This window comes from Kribbella sp. CCNWLW201, from assembly GCF_037203805.1.
In the GTDB taxonomy this organism is placed as follows: domain Bacteria; phylum Actinomycetota; class Actinomycetes; order Propionibacteriales; family Kribbellaceae; genus Kribbella.
Genome location: NZ_JBBCBQ010000001.1, coordinates 1,821,565 through 1,835,747, shown reverse-complemented (window position 1 = coordinate 1,835,747; position 14,183 = coordinate 1,821,565). Strand labels below are relative to the sequence as shown.

General features: G+C 68.3%; 16 protein-coding genes. 13 read left to right on the top strand and 3 right to left on the bottom strand.

All coding sequences use genetic code 11. The features are described from left to right. The first annotated feature begins 1 nt into the window (after window position 1). From V9K99_RS08895 to V9K99_RS08875, 5 genes are all read left to right on the top strand, one after another. A complete protein-coding gene (locus tag V9K99_RS08895) occupies window positions 2-946 on the top strand; it encodes an alpha-E domain-containing protein (RefSeq protein WP_337002657.1) in 945 nt (314 codons plus the stop codon). After that, window positions 943-1,785, top strand: a complete 843-nt coding sequence (locus V9K99_RS08890) for a transglutaminase family protein (protein ID WP_337002659.1) — start codon at window positions 943-945, stop codon at window positions 1,783-1,785. Before V9K99_RS08895 ends, V9K99_RS08890 begins: the two co-directional genes overlap by 4 nt. 4 nt (window positions 1,786-1,789) lie before the next feature. Then, window positions 1,790-2,833 (top strand): glucose 1-dehydrogenase, encoded by a 1,044-nt coding sequence (locus tag V9K99_RS08885; RefSeq protein ID WP_337002661.1) that lies wholly within the window; start codon window positions 1,790-1,792, stop codon window positions 2,831-2,833. A 75-nt stretch (window positions 2,834-2,908) separates the two neighbouring features. Further along, the gene (locus V9K99_RS08880; protein WP_337002663.1) at window positions 2,909-3,172 is read left to right on the top strand and encodes a DUF3618 domain-containing protein; all 264 of its coding nucleotides are present in this window, start codon (window positions 2,909-2,911) and stop codon (window positions 3,170-3,172) included. Continuing rightward, window positions 3,169-3,507 carry a GroES family chaperonin gene (locus V9K99_RS08875; RefSeq protein WP_442914716.1) on the top strand — a complete coding sequence of 113 codons (339 nt, stop codon included), beginning with the start codon at window positions 3,169-3,171 and terminating at the stop codon, window positions 3,505-3,507. Before V9K99_RS08880 ends, V9K99_RS08875 begins: the two co-directional genes overlap by 4 nt. Before the next feature lies 1 nt (window position 3,508). Here V9K99_RS08875 and V9K99_RS08870 read toward each other — a convergent pair whose 3' ends face one another. From V9K99_RS08870 to V9K99_RS08860, 3 genes are all read right to left on the bottom strand, one after another. After that, complete coding sequence (locus V9K99_RS08870) at window positions 3,509-4,633, bottom strand: amidohydrolase family protein (protein WP_337002665.1); 1,125 nt, start codon at window positions 4,631-4,633, stop codon at window positions 3,509-3,511. A 27-nt stretch (window positions 4,634-4,660) separates the two neighbouring features. Further along, on the bottom strand, window positions 4,661-5,728 hold the full coding sequence (locus V9K99_RS08865) for an FAD-dependent oxidoreductase (protein ID WP_337002666.1): 1,068 nt from the start codon (window positions 5,726-5,728) through the stop codon (window positions 4,661-4,663). 89 nt (window positions 5,729-5,817) lie between these two features. Further along, window positions 5,818-6,195, bottom strand: coding sequence for a DoxX family protein (locus tag V9K99_RS08860; RefSeq protein WP_337002668.1), 378 nt, complete (start codon window positions 6,193-6,195; stop codon window positions 5,818-5,820). An 87-nt stretch (window positions 6,196-6,282) separates the two neighbouring features. Between V9K99_RS08860 and V9K99_RS08855 the strand changes: the two genes are divergently transcribed. The 8 genes from V9K99_RS08855 (at window position 6,283) to V9K99_RS08820 (ending at window position 14,173) form a co-directional block, all read left to right on the top strand. Continuing rightward, complete coding sequence (locus V9K99_RS08855) at window positions 6,283-6,753, top strand: MarR family winged helix-turn-helix transcriptional regulator (protein WP_337002670.1); 471 nt, start codon at window positions 6,283-6,285, stop codon at window positions 6,751-6,753. Between the two features lie 40 nt (window positions 6,754-6,793). Then, complete coding sequence (locus V9K99_RS08850) at window positions 6,794-7,390, top strand: TetR/AcrR family transcriptional regulator (RefSeq protein ID WP_337002672.1); 597 nt, start codon at window positions 6,794-6,796, stop codon at window positions 7,388-7,390. A gap of 30 nt (window positions 7,391-7,420) precedes the next feature. Continuing rightward, window positions 7,421-8,302: an alpha/beta fold hydrolase gene (locus V9K99_RS08845; RefSeq protein WP_337002674.1), complete on the top strand. Its 882-nt coding sequence runs from the start codon at window positions 7,421-7,423 to the stop codon at window positions 8,300-8,302. A 20-nt stretch (window positions 8,303-8,322) separates the two neighbouring features. Beyond that, window positions 8,323-9,423: a succinyldiaminopimelate transaminase gene (dapC, locus tag V9K99_RS08840; RefSeq protein WP_337003256.1), complete on the top strand. Its 1,101-nt coding sequence runs from the start codon at window positions 8,323-8,325 to the stop codon at window positions 9,421-9,423. 110 nt (window positions 9,424-9,533) lie between these two features. After that, on the top strand, window positions 9,534-10,901 hold the full coding sequence (locus V9K99_RS08835) for a M15 family metallopeptidase (RefSeq protein WP_337002676.1): 1,368 nt from the start codon (window positions 9,534-9,536) through the stop codon (window positions 10,899-10,901). Between the two features lie 140 nt (window positions 10,902-11,041). After that, window positions 11,042-11,668, top strand: a complete 627-nt coding sequence (locus V9K99_RS08830) for a hypothetical protein (protein WP_337002678.1) — start codon at window positions 11,042-11,044, stop codon at window positions 11,666-11,668. A gap of 55 nt (window positions 11,669-11,723) precedes the next feature. After that, window positions 11,724-12,878, top strand: coding sequence for an amino acid deaminase/aldolase (locus tag V9K99_RS08825; protein ID WP_337002680.1), 1,155 nt, complete (start codon window positions 11,724-11,726; stop codon window positions 12,876-12,878). Further along, entirely contained in the window at window positions 12,875-14,173 is a 1,299-nt protein-coding gene (locus V9K99_RS08820; protein ID WP_337002682.1) for a D-arabinono-1,4-lactone oxidase, read from the top strand. Before V9K99_RS08825 ends, V9K99_RS08820 begins: the two co-directional genes overlap by 4 nt. The last annotated feature ends 10 nt before the right edge of the window (window positions 14,174-14,183 follow it).

The window sequence follows — 14,183 nt, the reverse complement described above, 5'->3', positions numbered from 1 at the left end:
GATGCTCGCACGCAACGCCGAGTCGCTGTACTGGATCGGCCGGTACGTCGAACGTGCGGATGACACCGCGCGGATCCTCGACGTGTCGGTCCACCAACTGCTCGAGGACGCGACAGTCGATGCCGACGGTGAGAGCCGCACGCTGCTGTCGGTCCTGGGCATCACGCCACCCGATGGCACCCACCTGGACGTGTGGGGGCTGACCGAGCTGGTCGCGATGTCGCCAGAGTCGGGTTCGATCGTGTCCTCGATCGAGAGTGCCCGGGAGAACACCCGGGTGGCGCGTGAGGTGGTGTCCAGCGAGCTGTGGCAGTGCATCAACGCCATGTGGAACGCCGTACCCGAGCGGCAGCGTGCCGCCCGTCGTGTGGGTCCGCACGAGTTCTTCACCTTCGTGGAGGACCGGGCGGCGATGTTCGCGGGGTTGGCGGACTCCACCATGAGCCGGGACGACGGCTGGCGGTTCCTGGTGCTGGGGCGGTCGGTGGAGCGGGTGGACATGATCGTCCGGCTACTGATGTCCCGAGTGGGTGACAAGCCGACGTCACCAGGGTGGGTGACGGTGCTGCGCTCCGCGGGTGCTCATGACACGTATCTGCGGACGTATCGCGGTGCACTGGATGCCTCGCGCGTAGTGCAGTTCCTGCTGCTGGACCGGCTATTCCCGCGGTCTGTGTTCCACGCACTGACGAAGGCCGAGTCCTGCCTGGAAGAGCTCGACCACGGGCCGTCTGCCCGGATCGGCGCGGGTGCGGAGGCCTCACGGCTGTTGGGGAAGGCCCGGAGCGAGCTGGAGTTCCTGCGACCGGCTGAGCTGCTGGACGACCTCACTGGCCGGCTGCAGGCGTTGCAGACGACAGTGCGCGAGGTGGGTGAGGCCGTGTCGCGGCAGTACTTCCACACCGTGCCCTGGATCGAGTGGAACAACGCGGAGGTGAACCTGTGAACTGGCGTCTCCGGGTGGTCCACACGACCGGCTACCGCTATGCGACCGCAGTCACGCAGTCCTACAACGAAGCACGGCTCACACCGCGCAGTGACGACCGGCAGAACCTCATGGTCGCCCGGCTCGAGACAGTGCCGGCCACCAGGGCCTACAAGTACACCGACTACTGGGGTACTGAGGTCAACTCCTTCGACCTGCACACGCCACACACCGAGCTGAAGGTCGTGGCGGCGTCTGTGGTCGAGACGACCGAGCAGCCGCCGCCATCAGTCGACGCGACCTGGTCCCTGGTGCGGTCGGCTGAGTCCGTAGACAGGTACGCCGAGTACCTCGAGTGGACCACCTACGTGCCGAAGCATCGTGAGTTGGCCACGGTGGCCCGGTCGCTGCGCAAGGGCCGGACACCGCAGGAGACCGTCCTGGCGGTGTCCAAGTGGGTGCACGACACGCTGAAGTACCAGCGCGGCACCACTGGGGTGCACTCGTCCGCCATCGACGCGTGGCAGGCGGGGGAGGGCGTGTGCCAGGACTACGCGCACCTCACGCTCGCGATGCTGCGTGCGGTCGGCGTACCGGCGAAGTATGTCTCCGGCTACCTCCACACCAAGCCCGACGCCGCAGTGGGCGAGAAAGTCGTGGGCGAGAGCCACGCCTGGGTGGAGGCCTGGACCGGCGAATGGTGGGGCTTCGACCCGACGAACGACATCCCGATCGGTCACCGGCACGTCTGGGTGGCCACCGGCCGGGACTATGCGGATGTGTCTCCGCTCAAAGGCATCTATTCAGGCGGCGCGGCGACTGCGATCGAGGTGACCGTCGACATGACCCGGTTAGCCTGAGCGCATGCGGGCGATGACAGTCACGACGGGGAAAGCTGACTCAGCCGCGGTACGAGAGGTCGGTGAGCCGCCGGCCGAGGACGGTTCGATCCTGGTCGAGGGACTGCTGACCGGGATCTGTGGCACGGACGTCGAGCTGGTCGCCGGAACGTTCGGCAAAGGCAGGCCGGGCTCGGATGACCTCGTGATCGGCCATGAGTCGCTCGGACGGGTTCTGGAGGCTCCCGACGGCTGTGGCTTCAGTCCGGGCGACCTGGTCGCCGGTGTGGTCCGCAGACCCGACCCTGAGCCCTGTCCGGCCTGTGCACGCGGTGAGTGGGACTTCTGCCGCAACGGCCGCTACACCGAGCGCGGCATCAAGGAGATGGACGGGTACGGCGCCGAGCGGTGGCGAGTCGACCCGTACTTCGCCGCACCGGTCCCGCAACAGCTCGGCCACCTCGGCGTACTCGTGGAGCCCGCCAGCATCCTCGCCAAGGCGTGGGAACAGGTGGACCGCGTCGCCTCGCGGTCGTGGTTCGGACCGGAGCACGTGCTCGTCACCGGAGCCGGTCCGATCGGCCTGCTCGCCGCTCTGATCGCGACACAGCGTGGGTATGGCGTACACGTCCTGGACCGGGCCAAGGACGGGCCGAAGCCCGAGTTGGTGCGAGCACTCGGTGGGACGTACCTCACTGACCTGGCGGACCTGACTGTCACGCCGGATGTGGTGATCGAGGCGACCGGCGCCGGACAGGTGGTGTTCGACTGCGCCAAGCTGCTCAGGCCCGCCGGAGTCATGTGCCTGACCGGCATCTCGCCCGGGCCGGCGACGATCGACGTACAGCTGGATGCCCTCAACCGCCAGCTGGTCACCCGGAACGCCGCTCTGGTGGGCTCGGTGAACGCGGCCAAGCGGCACTATGCGGACGCGGTCGTCATCCTCGAGACCGCCGACAAGGCCTGGCTGGAGCGGCTGATCACGCGGTCCGTACCACTGTCCGACTGGCCGTCCGCACTGGTCCGGCAACCGGATGACATCAAGGTGGTCGTCGACTTGCAGGCATGACCTGCGAGGATGGAGTCAGCAGGGCAGGCCCGGCCATCCCGGGGCAGCCCCGAGGAGCGAAGGGAGCGTCGACAGGTGTCGGACACGAAGGCTCGGACCGCCGAGCAGATCGAGGCGGACATCGCCGCCACCCGCGTGCGCCTGGCCTCGACCGTGGACGAGCTGGTCGACCGGGCACACCCGAAGAACGTGGCCAAGCGGCAGGTCGAGCAGGCCAAGGCGCAGGTCTTCGACGAGCGCGGCCAGTTGCGGACCCAGAAGATCGTCGCGGTCGGCGGTGCCGCGGTCGGCGTTCTCGCCGTGCTGCTGCTGATCCGTCGGCTGGTGGGTCGCCGGTGACTCCTCGCAAGCGGCTCTCCGATGACAAACTGCCGATCCGGATGCTGCACGACCGGGTGCTGGTCTCGGTGGAGGCAGAGGGGGAGCGGAAGTCCTCGGCCGGCATCCTGATCCCGGCCACCGCGCAGATGGGCCGCCGGCTCGCCTGGGCGAAGGTCGTCGCGATCGGCGCCAACGTGCGCACGGTCGAGGTGGACGACCGCGTCCTGTTCGACCCGGAGGACCGGGCCGAGGTCGAGGTCCGCGGTGACGACTACATCCTGCTCCGCGAGCGCGACCTGCACGCCGTGGCGGCCGGCCGCCTCGAAGACGGCCAGACCGGCCTCTACCTGTAGGTCACCCGATCCCGTACAGCCGCTGAGCGTTCTCACGACCCCACAGCGTCGCCACGCGGACAGCGTCGTCGGCAGACCAGTCACCCTGCTCCACGAACCCACCGAGCACAGACGTGACCGCACGCCGCCAGATCGTGGCGCCGAGGTAGTGCAGCTCCGCAGGCCCCCACGCGTCGGAGGAGTAGAGCACCTTCGCGAACGGCGCGAGCTCCAACCCCTCCGCGAGTACGGCGGCTGCCCGCGCCCCGACGTACATGGTGGTGAGGCCGAGGTCGAAGCTGACGTGTGGGAACACATGTGCGAGATACCCGGCCTCGCGGTGGAAGGGATAGCAGTGCAGCAACACGACCTGCGCGCCGAGCGGCTCGACCAGACGCAGCCACTCAGTCAGCAGCAGCGGGTTTGCCTTGTGCAACTGCAGGTCCGTGTCACCGAACCCGACGTGTAGCTGTAGCGGCAGACCACGTCGCGCACCCGTCCACAGCAGCCACCGCAACAACACGGGGTCAGAGACTCGCACAGCCCCTGACGCGTACCAACGATCCAGAGCGGCCAGTACGTCGGCATCACTCGGCTCAGCCGGGTCGAAGTCGAACCCGTGCCGATAAGCCACGATGCTCTTCAGCCCCGCCGCCCCGGCAGTCCGCTCAGCAAGCCGCCGTACCAGCGCATCGGGTACGGCGGCCACGGTGGACTCCTGTGAGGCGACGTACTCCAGCTCGGACTCCAGCCGCACCACCTCGTGCGTGCGGGAGCCACTCAGCTTCGCCAGCTCGTCTATATCGGTCACGGCATCACCCAGATAGCCGGTGTCCACCAGGAAGTCGCTCACCCCAGCAGCACTGAGGAACAGCCGGTTCACCGCCTCCTCACCCAGCCGGGAACGCGCAGCCAAGTAGTCGTCGGCCGACGCATGCGGAGCCAGTCCTAGCAGTGGAGCGCAGTACCGGCGGATCGCGAAGCCCAGCTGGGAGTCGAACGTCGACATCCCGGGTGGGACAGGCGGGTCCGACTCGGTGATCAGCTGCTCGAAGGCAGCGCGGTCGAGCGGTCCTTCGACGACGCCATGGACGTGGTGATCCACCAGAGCCAGGCCGTCGACACACGCATCGAGCTCACTAGCCATCGCACACCCTCCGGGGTCCTCAGCAGCCTAATCTCCCACGTGACTGCTCAGCCGGAAGCGCGACGGCACCGACGCCTCGCCGGTGACCAGGGCCCGGATGTACTCACCGATCAGCGGCACGAACTTGAACCCCTGCCCGCAGAACCCGGCTGCGACCGTGATCGGCCCGACCCGGTCGATCACGAAGTTGTCCGTCGGCGTGTTGTCGTACAGGCAACTGATCGCGGTCGACCGGGTCGGGTCCAGGCCGGGGAACCACTTCTCGACGTACCGCAGCAGTTGGGCATCCAACTCCGGTTCCACCGCGAAGTCCCGCGTATCCGGGTCGACGGCCGGCCCGGTGGCGTGCAGCCCGACCTTCACGCCGGACCCGGCCTCGAACAGGCCGTAGCTCGCCTTGCGCCCGTGCACGAAGCTCGGCCAGTCCAGGTCATCCGACACCGGCTCGAAGAACCGCGGCTGCTCCTGCGTCACCTTGAACGGCGGCAACGCCACTAACCCGCCCAGCAGCTTCGGCGCCCACGGCCCGGCCGTCACCACGACCTGCCGCGCCTGCACAGCCCCACCAGGCACGTCGAGCTCGACCAGGTCGCCCTGGATCTTCAGTGCTTTCACCGGCGAGTGTTCCCGGAACTCGGCGTTCGCCACTCTCTGCAGTGCGCTGACAGTGCGATCGGCATACAGACGTCCCGAACCGGGCTGATACAGCACCTGTGTCTCGAACCGGAAGCCCGGCCAGCGTTCCGCTGCCTCCTCGGACGCGAGCACCTCTCCATCCTTCGCGTGCAGGGCCCGGAACGTCTCGATGTCCGCAGCATCGACCCCGTGGTCGATCCCGCCGGTCGCCTCGAGCAGCGTCTCGCCGGACTCGTCTTCAAGCCGCCTCCACAGGGGTCGAGCCTGCTCGGTCAGCCGAGCCACTTCGGCATCGATCGCGGACGGCCGAAAGAGTCGCGTCCCGCCGTGCGACCCACCCCGGACATGGCCGAGCTCGAACTGCTCGAGTACGACGACCTCACGCCCGGCGGCCGCCAACGCCCGCGCAGCCGCCGACCCCATCGCCCCCGCGCCGACCACTGCCACGTCGTACGTCATCTCTCACCCTTCACCCGGCCGTTCATCGTCGTACCGAGCGTGCATCAAGTCTTCGACCACCGCATGACCGGTGCCCGGGCGAGTCGCGGTCAGAAGCTGTTGGGGCCGAAGCGGAAGATCGCGACGACGAGGGCGAGGATCAGCAGGACGGCGTTGATGACGATCGCCTGCGGTTCCTTGCGGCGGGCGTGGGTGATGGCGGCGCCGAGCATCAGGACGGCGAGGCCGGTGGCGGCGAGCGGGACGAGGACCGGGGCGATGTCGAGGGCGCCGGGCAGGATCAGGCCGAGCGCGCCGAGCAACTCGGCGGTGCCGATCAGCTTGATCGTGCCGGCGGAGAAGTCCTCGACCCACTTCAGGTTCGGGTTGGCCAGCAGTTTGCGCCGCTCCTGGGTCACCTTCATCGTGCCGGCGGCCAGAAACATCGCGGCCAGCAGTCCGGCGACGATCCACAGAAAGACGTTCATTGTCCACTCTCAGTCATTGGTTGACGTTTCAACCCAAAGCTAGACCCAGATGACTTGAAGCGTCAACTAATGCCGTAAAATGTGATCATGGAAGACGGGGTGCGGTGGCTGGACCAGGATGAACTCGCGACCTGGATGGCGCTGGCTGCCCTCATGTTCAAGCTGCCGGGCGTGCTCGACTACCAACTCCAGCGCGACTCCGGCCTGACCCACTTCGAGTACCTGGTGCTCGCCGGGCTGTCCGAGTCGCCCGGCCGCTCGCGCCGGATGAGCGACCTGGCCGGCTTCGCGAACGGCTCCCTGTCGCGGCTGTCCCATGTGGTCAAACGCCTCGAGCAGCGCGGCTTCGTCGAGCGCCGCCCCGCCGACGATGACGGTCGCATCACCGTCGCCACCATCACCGACGCGGGCTACGAGGTCCTGGTGGCCGCCGCCCCCGGCCACGTGGCCACGGTCCGCGAGTACGTCATCGACACCCTCACTCCCGATCAGTTGTCCCAGCTCAAGGTGATCGCCGAGCAGGTCCTCGCCAAGATCGATCCGAGTAAGCCCTGCTGACCGCTTGCCGAGAGGTGAACGGTCGTGCTTTTATCTAGGGGTGGGTAAAGGAGAGCAGACTCGGGCTGCTGTGCTGGACGAGGCCGCGCGGGTGGTGAGTACGTCCGGGTTGAGCGGGCTCACCATCGGGCTGCTGGCTGACCGGATGCAGCTGTCGAAGAGCGGGCTGTTCTCGCACTTCCGATCCAAGGAGCAGCTTCAGGTCGCGGTGGTCGAGCGGGCGGCGGAGCTGTTCGCCGAGCGGGTCGTCCGGCCGGCTCTCCAGGCTCCGCGCGGCGAACCGCGGCTGCGCGAGCTCTTCGACCGCAAGCTCCGCTGGGACAACGGCGATCTCGCCCTCCCCGGTGGATGCTTCTTCGCCAGCGTGTCCGCCGAGCTCGACGACGCGCCTCCGAGCCCGGTCCGCGACCGCGTGGTGAGTGCCGAGCGCGACTACGCCGACCTGCTGGCCAACGTGTTCCGGACCGGCATCAGCGAAGGTCATTTCCGCGCCGACGCCGACCCCGAGCAGTACGCCTTCGACATCCGCGGCGTCCTGCTGTCGTACCACCACGCCAGCCGCCTGCTGGCCGACCCCAAGGCCGAGGATCGAGCGCGCACCGCCTTCGAGGCGCTCGTCCGGGCGGCCCGCACCTGACCCCTGCTGAACGATCTGGAGAAGACCCTCATGGCGGCCAAGAAAAGCACGAACGTTCGGTCCTTGAATCTCACCTTCGGCCTGCTCGAACGCGTCGCACCGACGGTCGGCACAGGCATCCTGAACCGCCTCTGGTTCCGCGTCCCCGCCGTACCGGCTGCGACTCGCCGTCCCCGGGGCGAGCTTCCCGCGCCGACCCCGTTCGAGGTCGGGACCATCCGCGGGCAGTCGTACGGCGAGGGGCCGGCGATCTACCTCGTCCACGGTTGGGGCGGCTGGGGGTTGCAGCTCGCGGCCCACATCCAGCCGCTCGTCGACGCCGGCTTCCGGGTGATCGCGTACGACGCACCGAGCCACGGCGACTCGGCTCCGGGGCGCGAGGGCAAAGGCTCGTCCACACTCCTCGAGCTCGCCGACGCGCTGAAGGCAGTGGTCGCCGCGCAGGGACCGGCGTACGGCGTGGTGGCCCACTCGCTCGGTGCACCGGCGACCGCCCTCGCGATGCGCGACGGGCTTGATGTGGAGCGGGTCGTCTTCATCGCGACGGCGACGGACTTCACCGAGACCCTCGACCAGATGGAGGCGTTCCTCGGCTTCGGGCCGCGTATCCGGGCCGGATTCCTGCGCCGGTTCGAGGCCCGCTTCGGCCCGATGGACTCGTTCCGGATGGAGTCGGTGGTTCCCGCGGTCGCCGCCCGTCGTCCGCTGCCTCCGCTGCTGCTGATCCACGATCGCTCCGACCGCGAGACGTCGTACCAAGGCAGCGTCGATGTCGTCGGCACCTGGCCGGGCGCCCGGCTGGAAACCAGCGAAGGCCTGGGGCACCGCCGCGTCCTGCGCGACCCCGACCTGGTGAAGAAGGCCGTCGTGTTTCTCGCGGAGCGGGCGCCCGCCGACCGTCGCCCGGGCTGACAGGAGAGAATGCGGGGGTGATCTTCGAGACCTCCAGTCGGTTGCCGGATTTTCCGTGGGACAAGCTCGCGCCGTACAAGCAGCAGGCGGCCGCGCATCCTGACGGGATCGTGGACCTGTCCATCGGCAGCCCGGTGGACCCGGTGCCGGATCTGATCAAGAAGGCGCTCGCGGATGGCGCCGAGGCGCCGGCGTACCCGACCACCATCGGTACGTCGGCCGTGCGGCAGGCGGCCGTGGACTGGATGGCACGGCGTCTCGACGTACCCGGTGTGGATCCGCAGACCGGCGTACTGCCCGTGATCGGCACCAAGGAGCTGATCATGCTGCTGCCGACGCTGCTCGGGATCGGCGCCGGCGACACCGTACTCATCCCGGATCTCGCCTACCCGACGTACGAGGCCGGCGCCGCGTTGGCTCGCGCTACGAGTGTTCCGGTCGCGGATCCGACGACGTACGACGGGCCCGTGCGGGTCGCGTACCTGAACTCCCCGCGGAACCCGTCCGGTGAGATCACTTCGCCGGAGGACCTGCGCCACGCGGTCGAGTGGGCGCGGGCGAACGACGTACTGCTGGTGAGCGACGAGTGCTACACCGAGTTCGGCTGGGACTCGCGGCCCGTGTCGGTGCTGCATCCGGACGTGTCGGGTGGGAGCTTCGACAACCTGCTCGCGGTGCACTCGCTGTCGAAGCGGTCCAACCTCGCCGGGTACCGCGGTGGCTTCGTGGCCGGTGACGAGACGGTCATCGCTGAACTGCTTGCTGTCCGCAAGCACGCCGGTCTGATGGTGCCGGCTCCGATCCAGGCGGCGATGGCGGCCGGGTTCTCCGACGACGCACACGTGGACGTCCAGCGCGAGCGGTACCTGAGGCGCCGGGCGGTACTGCGTGATGCCCTGACGGACGCCGGTTGGGCCATCACCTTGTCCAACGGCGGCCTGTACCTGTGGGCCGAGCACCCCTCGTATGACTCCTACGGGTCGGTCGGAGCGCTCGCGGAGCGAGGCATCCTGGTCGCGCCGGGCGCCTTCTACGGTACGGCGGGAGAGCGGCATATCCGGGTTGCGCTGACCGGCACCGACGAGCGCATCGATGCGGCGGTGAAAAGACTGCAGGAATAACAGAACTTCCGCGTCCTGTGTGACGTCTTCCTCTTTGACTGCATATTAGGTGGGTAAGTAGCGGTCGTGGGGGGACCTTGCCGGTCCCGGTGAGGGAGAGGGGCGATCGGATGATGTGGCGAGCCTTCGGGGTGGGGATGACGGCGATGCTGCTGGCGGCGGGGTTACACGCGCCCGGTGCCGCGGCGACCGACGATCCGACTCCGCCAACTCCTTCGACCTCGAACGAGCTGGCCGAGACGCCATCGGCCACCCCGCCGTCGACGGCCGCCGAGGAGCCGACCCCGACGCCGACTCCAACCCCGACGCCAACGCCAACGCCGACGGGAACGGTGACGGCGGCTGCCGACTGGTCGATCACGCTGGACAAGCCGGCCGCGTCGTGGGAGGACCGGCCGACGGTGTTCACCGGCAAGATCAGCCAGCCGATCACCGGGTCCTACATCACGCTCTGGCAGCGGGTCCCGGGTGCCTGGGTGCAGCGTGCCTCGACCCGCACCACGACCGGCGGCGTCTACAAGTTCACCTACATCTCCGCCGTGCCGACCACCTCGGCCTTCCGGACCATGATCGGCGTCCAGGCGGAGACCGCGCTGGCGATCTCGGAGTACCAGCTCTCGAACATCCAGGACCGCAAGATCGTGCTCAACACGCCGGCGCCCTGGTACGCGACCTTGACCGGCGCCTCGGTCAGCGGCCGGATGACGCCGGCCGAGCCAGGCAAGGAACTCGCGCTGCAGGACTACCTCGGCAGCGGCAAGTGGCGACTGCTCGCGATCGGCACAATGGATGCTGCAGGCAACTTCCGGCTGCGGGTCCCGGACGACGTGCCGGCGACCCGGACCGTCCGCGTGGTGACGCGCTGGGTCACCCAGGCGCAGATGGAGTACTCCGGTCTCGCCACCATCGTGGTCAAGGCCGCCCTGAACCCCAAGGTGTACGCCGTCACGGCCGCCATGGTGCCGTACACGTACCGGTCCGGCTGCCCGGTCAGGCCCTCGTCGTTGCGGCTGATTCAGCTGAACTACTGGGGTTTCGACGGCAAGGTCCACCGCGGCGAGCTGATCGTGCGGGATGCCGCCGTACAGAAGATGATCACGGTCTGGACGTCGACGTTCGCGTCCAAGTTCCCGATCCGGCAGATGCGGCGGGTGGACCGGTTCGGCGGCAGTGACATCAAGTCGATGGAGGCGGACAACACGTCGGTCTTCAACTGCCGTCGGGTCACGGGCAACCCGTATGCCCTGTCGCCGCACTCGTACGGCTGGGCGATCGACATCAACACCGTCGAGAACCCGTACCTGGCGGCCAACGGTGTCTGGTACCCGTCCAACGGCCTTACCTACCGCAACCGCTCTGTGTCCCGGCCGGGCATGCTCTACGCGAGCAGTACTGCCACCAAGGCTCTGGTCGCCCAGGGCTACTTCTGGGGCGCCTACTGGAGCAAGCCCGACTACCAGCACTTCCAGCCGAGATGAGAGGCGTCGGCACTGCTGTAGTGCTTTCGGTGCTGCTGGTGGGGTGCAGCTCCAACGAGAGTCCTCAAGCAGCTACCACCACCCCTATCCCCGCCACCGTGGGCGGGACGGTGCCGGTGCCTACCAACACCCTGAGCACGGTGAAGCCGACAGACGCTGCGGTGCCGCCCGAGCTGCCTGAGGAAGCCACGGCTCCGCCTCCCGCGACTGCCGGACCGCTCAGTGCCCGCAACCTGCCGGCACCCGACAAGCTGGGGGCTGGCTGGAAGACGTACGTCGATCCGGGTGGTGCCGAGGAGGGCTTCCTGGGCAACAAGACCTGGACCCGTCGCCGTGAGCCGCATCAGGCCGCGTTTGAAGCTCTGCCGGTCGGCTGCGTCGGACAACTCCCATCCGGTTCCTTGCCGGTCCCGCAGTACGCGTTGCAAGGCGCCTACCGCACTGCAGACGGCAAGCCCGGCACGGCGCTGCTCCTGCGTTTCACAGACGCTTCCAAGGCGTCGGCGTACCGCACCGGCTATCAGGCGCGCATGGCAGCCTGTGGCGACGGCGGTGACCTCAGCGTGAAGCAGCTGTGGTCGGAGGACGCCGCAGCAGCCGGAGTACGACGCTATGCGGGCGACGAGGCCGAGCAGTACGTCGATGTGTCCGTCGTACACGGGTCAACGGTCGCCCTGCTCGCCGCGGCGTCCGCCCAGCCCGACACCCAGGCCGACTGGGCGCACAGCGTCGTACAGGCGCTGGAAGCCGTGATCGACTCACCGTAGGAACCGCAACAGAAGTTGTATTACCTTTCAGTATTTGTTGTCCTACACTCCCGTTATGGGTGACTTCGACCGGTATGCCCGCCTGACCGCGGACCTCGACGCGCCGTACGCGGTGGTCGACCTGGCCGCATTCCGGCGGAACGCGGACGACCTGGTCCGTCGCGCCGCGGGCACGCCGATCCGGATCGCGTCCAAGTCCGTCCGCTGCCGCGCCCTGATCGCGGCCGCACTCGAGCGGCCCGGGTTCCACGGCGTGATGAGCTACGCCCTGCCCGAGGCGCTCTGGCTGGCCCGCAACGGCGTCGACGACATCCTGCTCGGCTATCCGACCACCCATCGGACCGCCCTGCGCACGCTGGCCGAGGACCCCGAGGCCGCGGCCCGGATCACCTTGATGATCGACTCGCCGGAGCACCTGGCCTTCATCAAATCCGTCACCGCAGGTGGTGCGCGGATCCAGGTCTGTCTCGACGTGGACGCGTCGTTGCGGGTGTTCGGGCAGCATCTCGGCGTACGTCGTTCGCCGCTCCGGACCCCTTCGGACGTTGCCGAGCTCGCTCGCATCGTCGTTGCTGACGACGCCTTTGAGTTGGTCGGCGTGATGTTCTACGAGGCCCAGATCGCCGGCCTCCCGGATACGTCGCCGGCCGTCCGCTGGGTCAAGCGCCGCTCGGCCGCCGAGCTCGCCGACCGCCGTGGCGCCGTCGTCGATGCGCTCAAGCAGTTCGCGCCGCTGCGACTCGTCAACAGCGGTGGTACCGGCAGTCTCGAGATCAGCAGCGCCGACCCCGTCGTCACCGAGGTCACCGCCGGCTCCGGCCTCTACGGCCCGACCCTTTTCGACAAGTACGACGTCTTCCAGCCGGCGCCCGCGGTCGCCTACGCGCTGGACGTCGTACGGCGTCCTGCTCCGCGCATCGCCACCCTCTTCGGCGGCGGCTACGTGGCATCCGGGCCGGCGAAGAAGTCGAGGTTGCCGTTGCCGGCGTGGCCGGCCGGATTGAAGCTGCTGGGCACAGAAGGTGCCGGAGAAGTGCAGACTCCGGTCCTTGGGAGTTCCGCCGACGGGCTGCATCTTGGAGACAGAGTTTGGATGCGCTATGCGAAGGCGGGCGAGATGCTGGAGCGATTCGATGTCGTGTACGCGATCGACGGTGACGAGCTGACCGAGCTCGCGACGTATCGAGGTGAGGGGAAGAACTTCGGATGAGCACCTGGCGGAACTGGTCGGGCACCGAGTCGGCGACCGGCGTGGAGCTGCTCCGCCCGACCTCGACCGACGAGCTCGCGGCCGCGGTGAAGTCCGCCGCCGAGCAGGGCAAGAAGCTGAAGGCGGTTGGCGCGGGCCACTCCTTCACCGGCTGCTCGGTGCCTGAACAGGTGATGATCCGGCTGGACGGCCTGTCCTCGATCACCAACGCCGACAAGGATTCCGGCCGCGTCACGGTCGGCGCCGGCACCAGCCTGCGCAAGCTCAACGCCGGACTGGCCGCCTTCGACCTGGCGATGCCGAACCTCGGCGACATCGACAAACAGACCATCGCCGGCGCGATCTCCACCGGCACGCACGGCACCGGCGGGCGTCTCGGCGGTCTCGCCACCCAGGTGGTCGCGCTCGACCTGGTCACCGCCGACGGCTCGGTGCTGCACTGCTCCGCCGAGGAGAACGCGGACGTCTTCAACGCGGCCCGCATCTCGGTCGGCGCGCTCGGCGTGATCACTTCGCTCACCCTGCAATGCGTGCCGGCGTTCCTGCTGCGTGCACAGGAGATGCCGCTTCCGCTGCCCGAGGTCCTGTCCGGGTTCGACGAGCTTGCCGACGGCAACGACCACTTCGAGTTCTATTGGTTCCCGCACACCGAAATCGCGCTGACCAAGCGGAACAACCGGGTCGCGCCCGGCGTCGGACCGTCCCCGGTCGGCCGGATCCGCGGCTGGGTCGACGACGAACTGCTGTCCAACAAGGTGTTCGAGCTGACCAACCGGCTCGCGGTCCGCCAACCCGGCCTGGTCCCGCGGATCAATCGGATCGCCTCCCGCGCGTTGTCGGCCCGCGAGTACGTCGACGCGTCGTACAAGGTCTTCTGCTCCGAACGCAACGTGGTGTTCCGCGAGTCCGAGTACGCCGTACCCCGCGAACACGTGGTCGACGTGCTCCGCCGCCTCCGCGCCTGGATCGACGCCTCGGGGTCCCGCATCCCGTTCCCGATCGAGGTCCGGGTCGCCGCCGCGGACGACATCTGGCTCTCCACGGCTTACGGCCGCGACACCGCCTATATCGCCATCCACCAGTACCACCGCCTACCCCACGACCCCTACTTCCGCGCCTTCGAACAGATCGTCGCCGACTACAACGGCCGCCCCCACTGGGGCAAACTCCACACCCTCACAGCCACCGACCTACAAGCCCGCTACCCGCAGTACGACAACTTCCAAGCCATCCGAACCCGCCTGGACCCAACCCAAACCTTCACCAACCCCTACACCCGCCAAGTCTTCGCGTAGCTACCCCGCA

What these genes read in the sequence shown, in the direction of transcription:
- V9K99_RS08825 (WP_337002680.1), top strand. Translation starts at nt 11,724, where the DNA reads ATGGGTGACTTCGACCGGTATGCCCGCCTGACCGCGGACCTCGACGCG.
- V9K99_RS08895 (WP_337002657.1), top strand. Translation starts at nt 2, where the DNA reads ATGCTCGCACGCAACGCCGAGTCGCTGTACTGGATCGGCCGGTACGTC.
- V9K99_RS08860 (WP_337002668.1), bottom strand. Translation starts at nt 6,195, where the DNA reads ATGAACGTCTTTCTGTGGATCGTCGCCGGACTGCTGGCCGCGATGTTT.
- V9K99_RS08845 (WP_337002674.1), top strand. Translation starts at nt 7,421, where the DNA reads ATGGCGGCCAAGAAAAGCACGAACGTTCGGTCCTTGAATCTCACCTTC.
- V9K99_RS08855 (WP_337002670.1), top strand. Translation starts at nt 6,283, where the DNA reads ATGGAAGACGGGGTGCGGTGGCTGGACCAGGATGAACTCGCGACCTGG.
- V9K99_RS08820 (WP_337002682.1), top strand. Translation starts at nt 12,875, where the DNA reads ATGAGCACCTGGCGGAACTGGTCGGGCACCGAGTCGGCGACCGGCGTG.
- V9K99_RS08870 (WP_337002665.1), bottom strand. Translation starts at nt 4,633, where the DNA reads ATGGCTAGTGAGCTCGATGCGTGTGTCGACGGCCTGGCTCTGGTGGAT.
- V9K99_RS08835 (WP_337002676.1), top strand. Translation starts at nt 9,534, where the DNA reads ATGATGTGGCGAGCCTTCGGGGTGGGGATGACGGCGATGCTGCTGGCG.
- V9K99_RS08865 (WP_337002666.1), bottom strand. Translation starts at nt 5,728, where the DNA reads ATGACGTACGACGTGGCAGTGGTCGGCGCGGGGGCGATGGGGTCGGCG.
- V9K99_RS08885 (WP_337002661.1), top strand. Translation starts at nt 1,790, where the DNA reads ATGCGGGCGATGACAGTCACGACGGGGAAAGCTGACTCAGCCGCGGTA.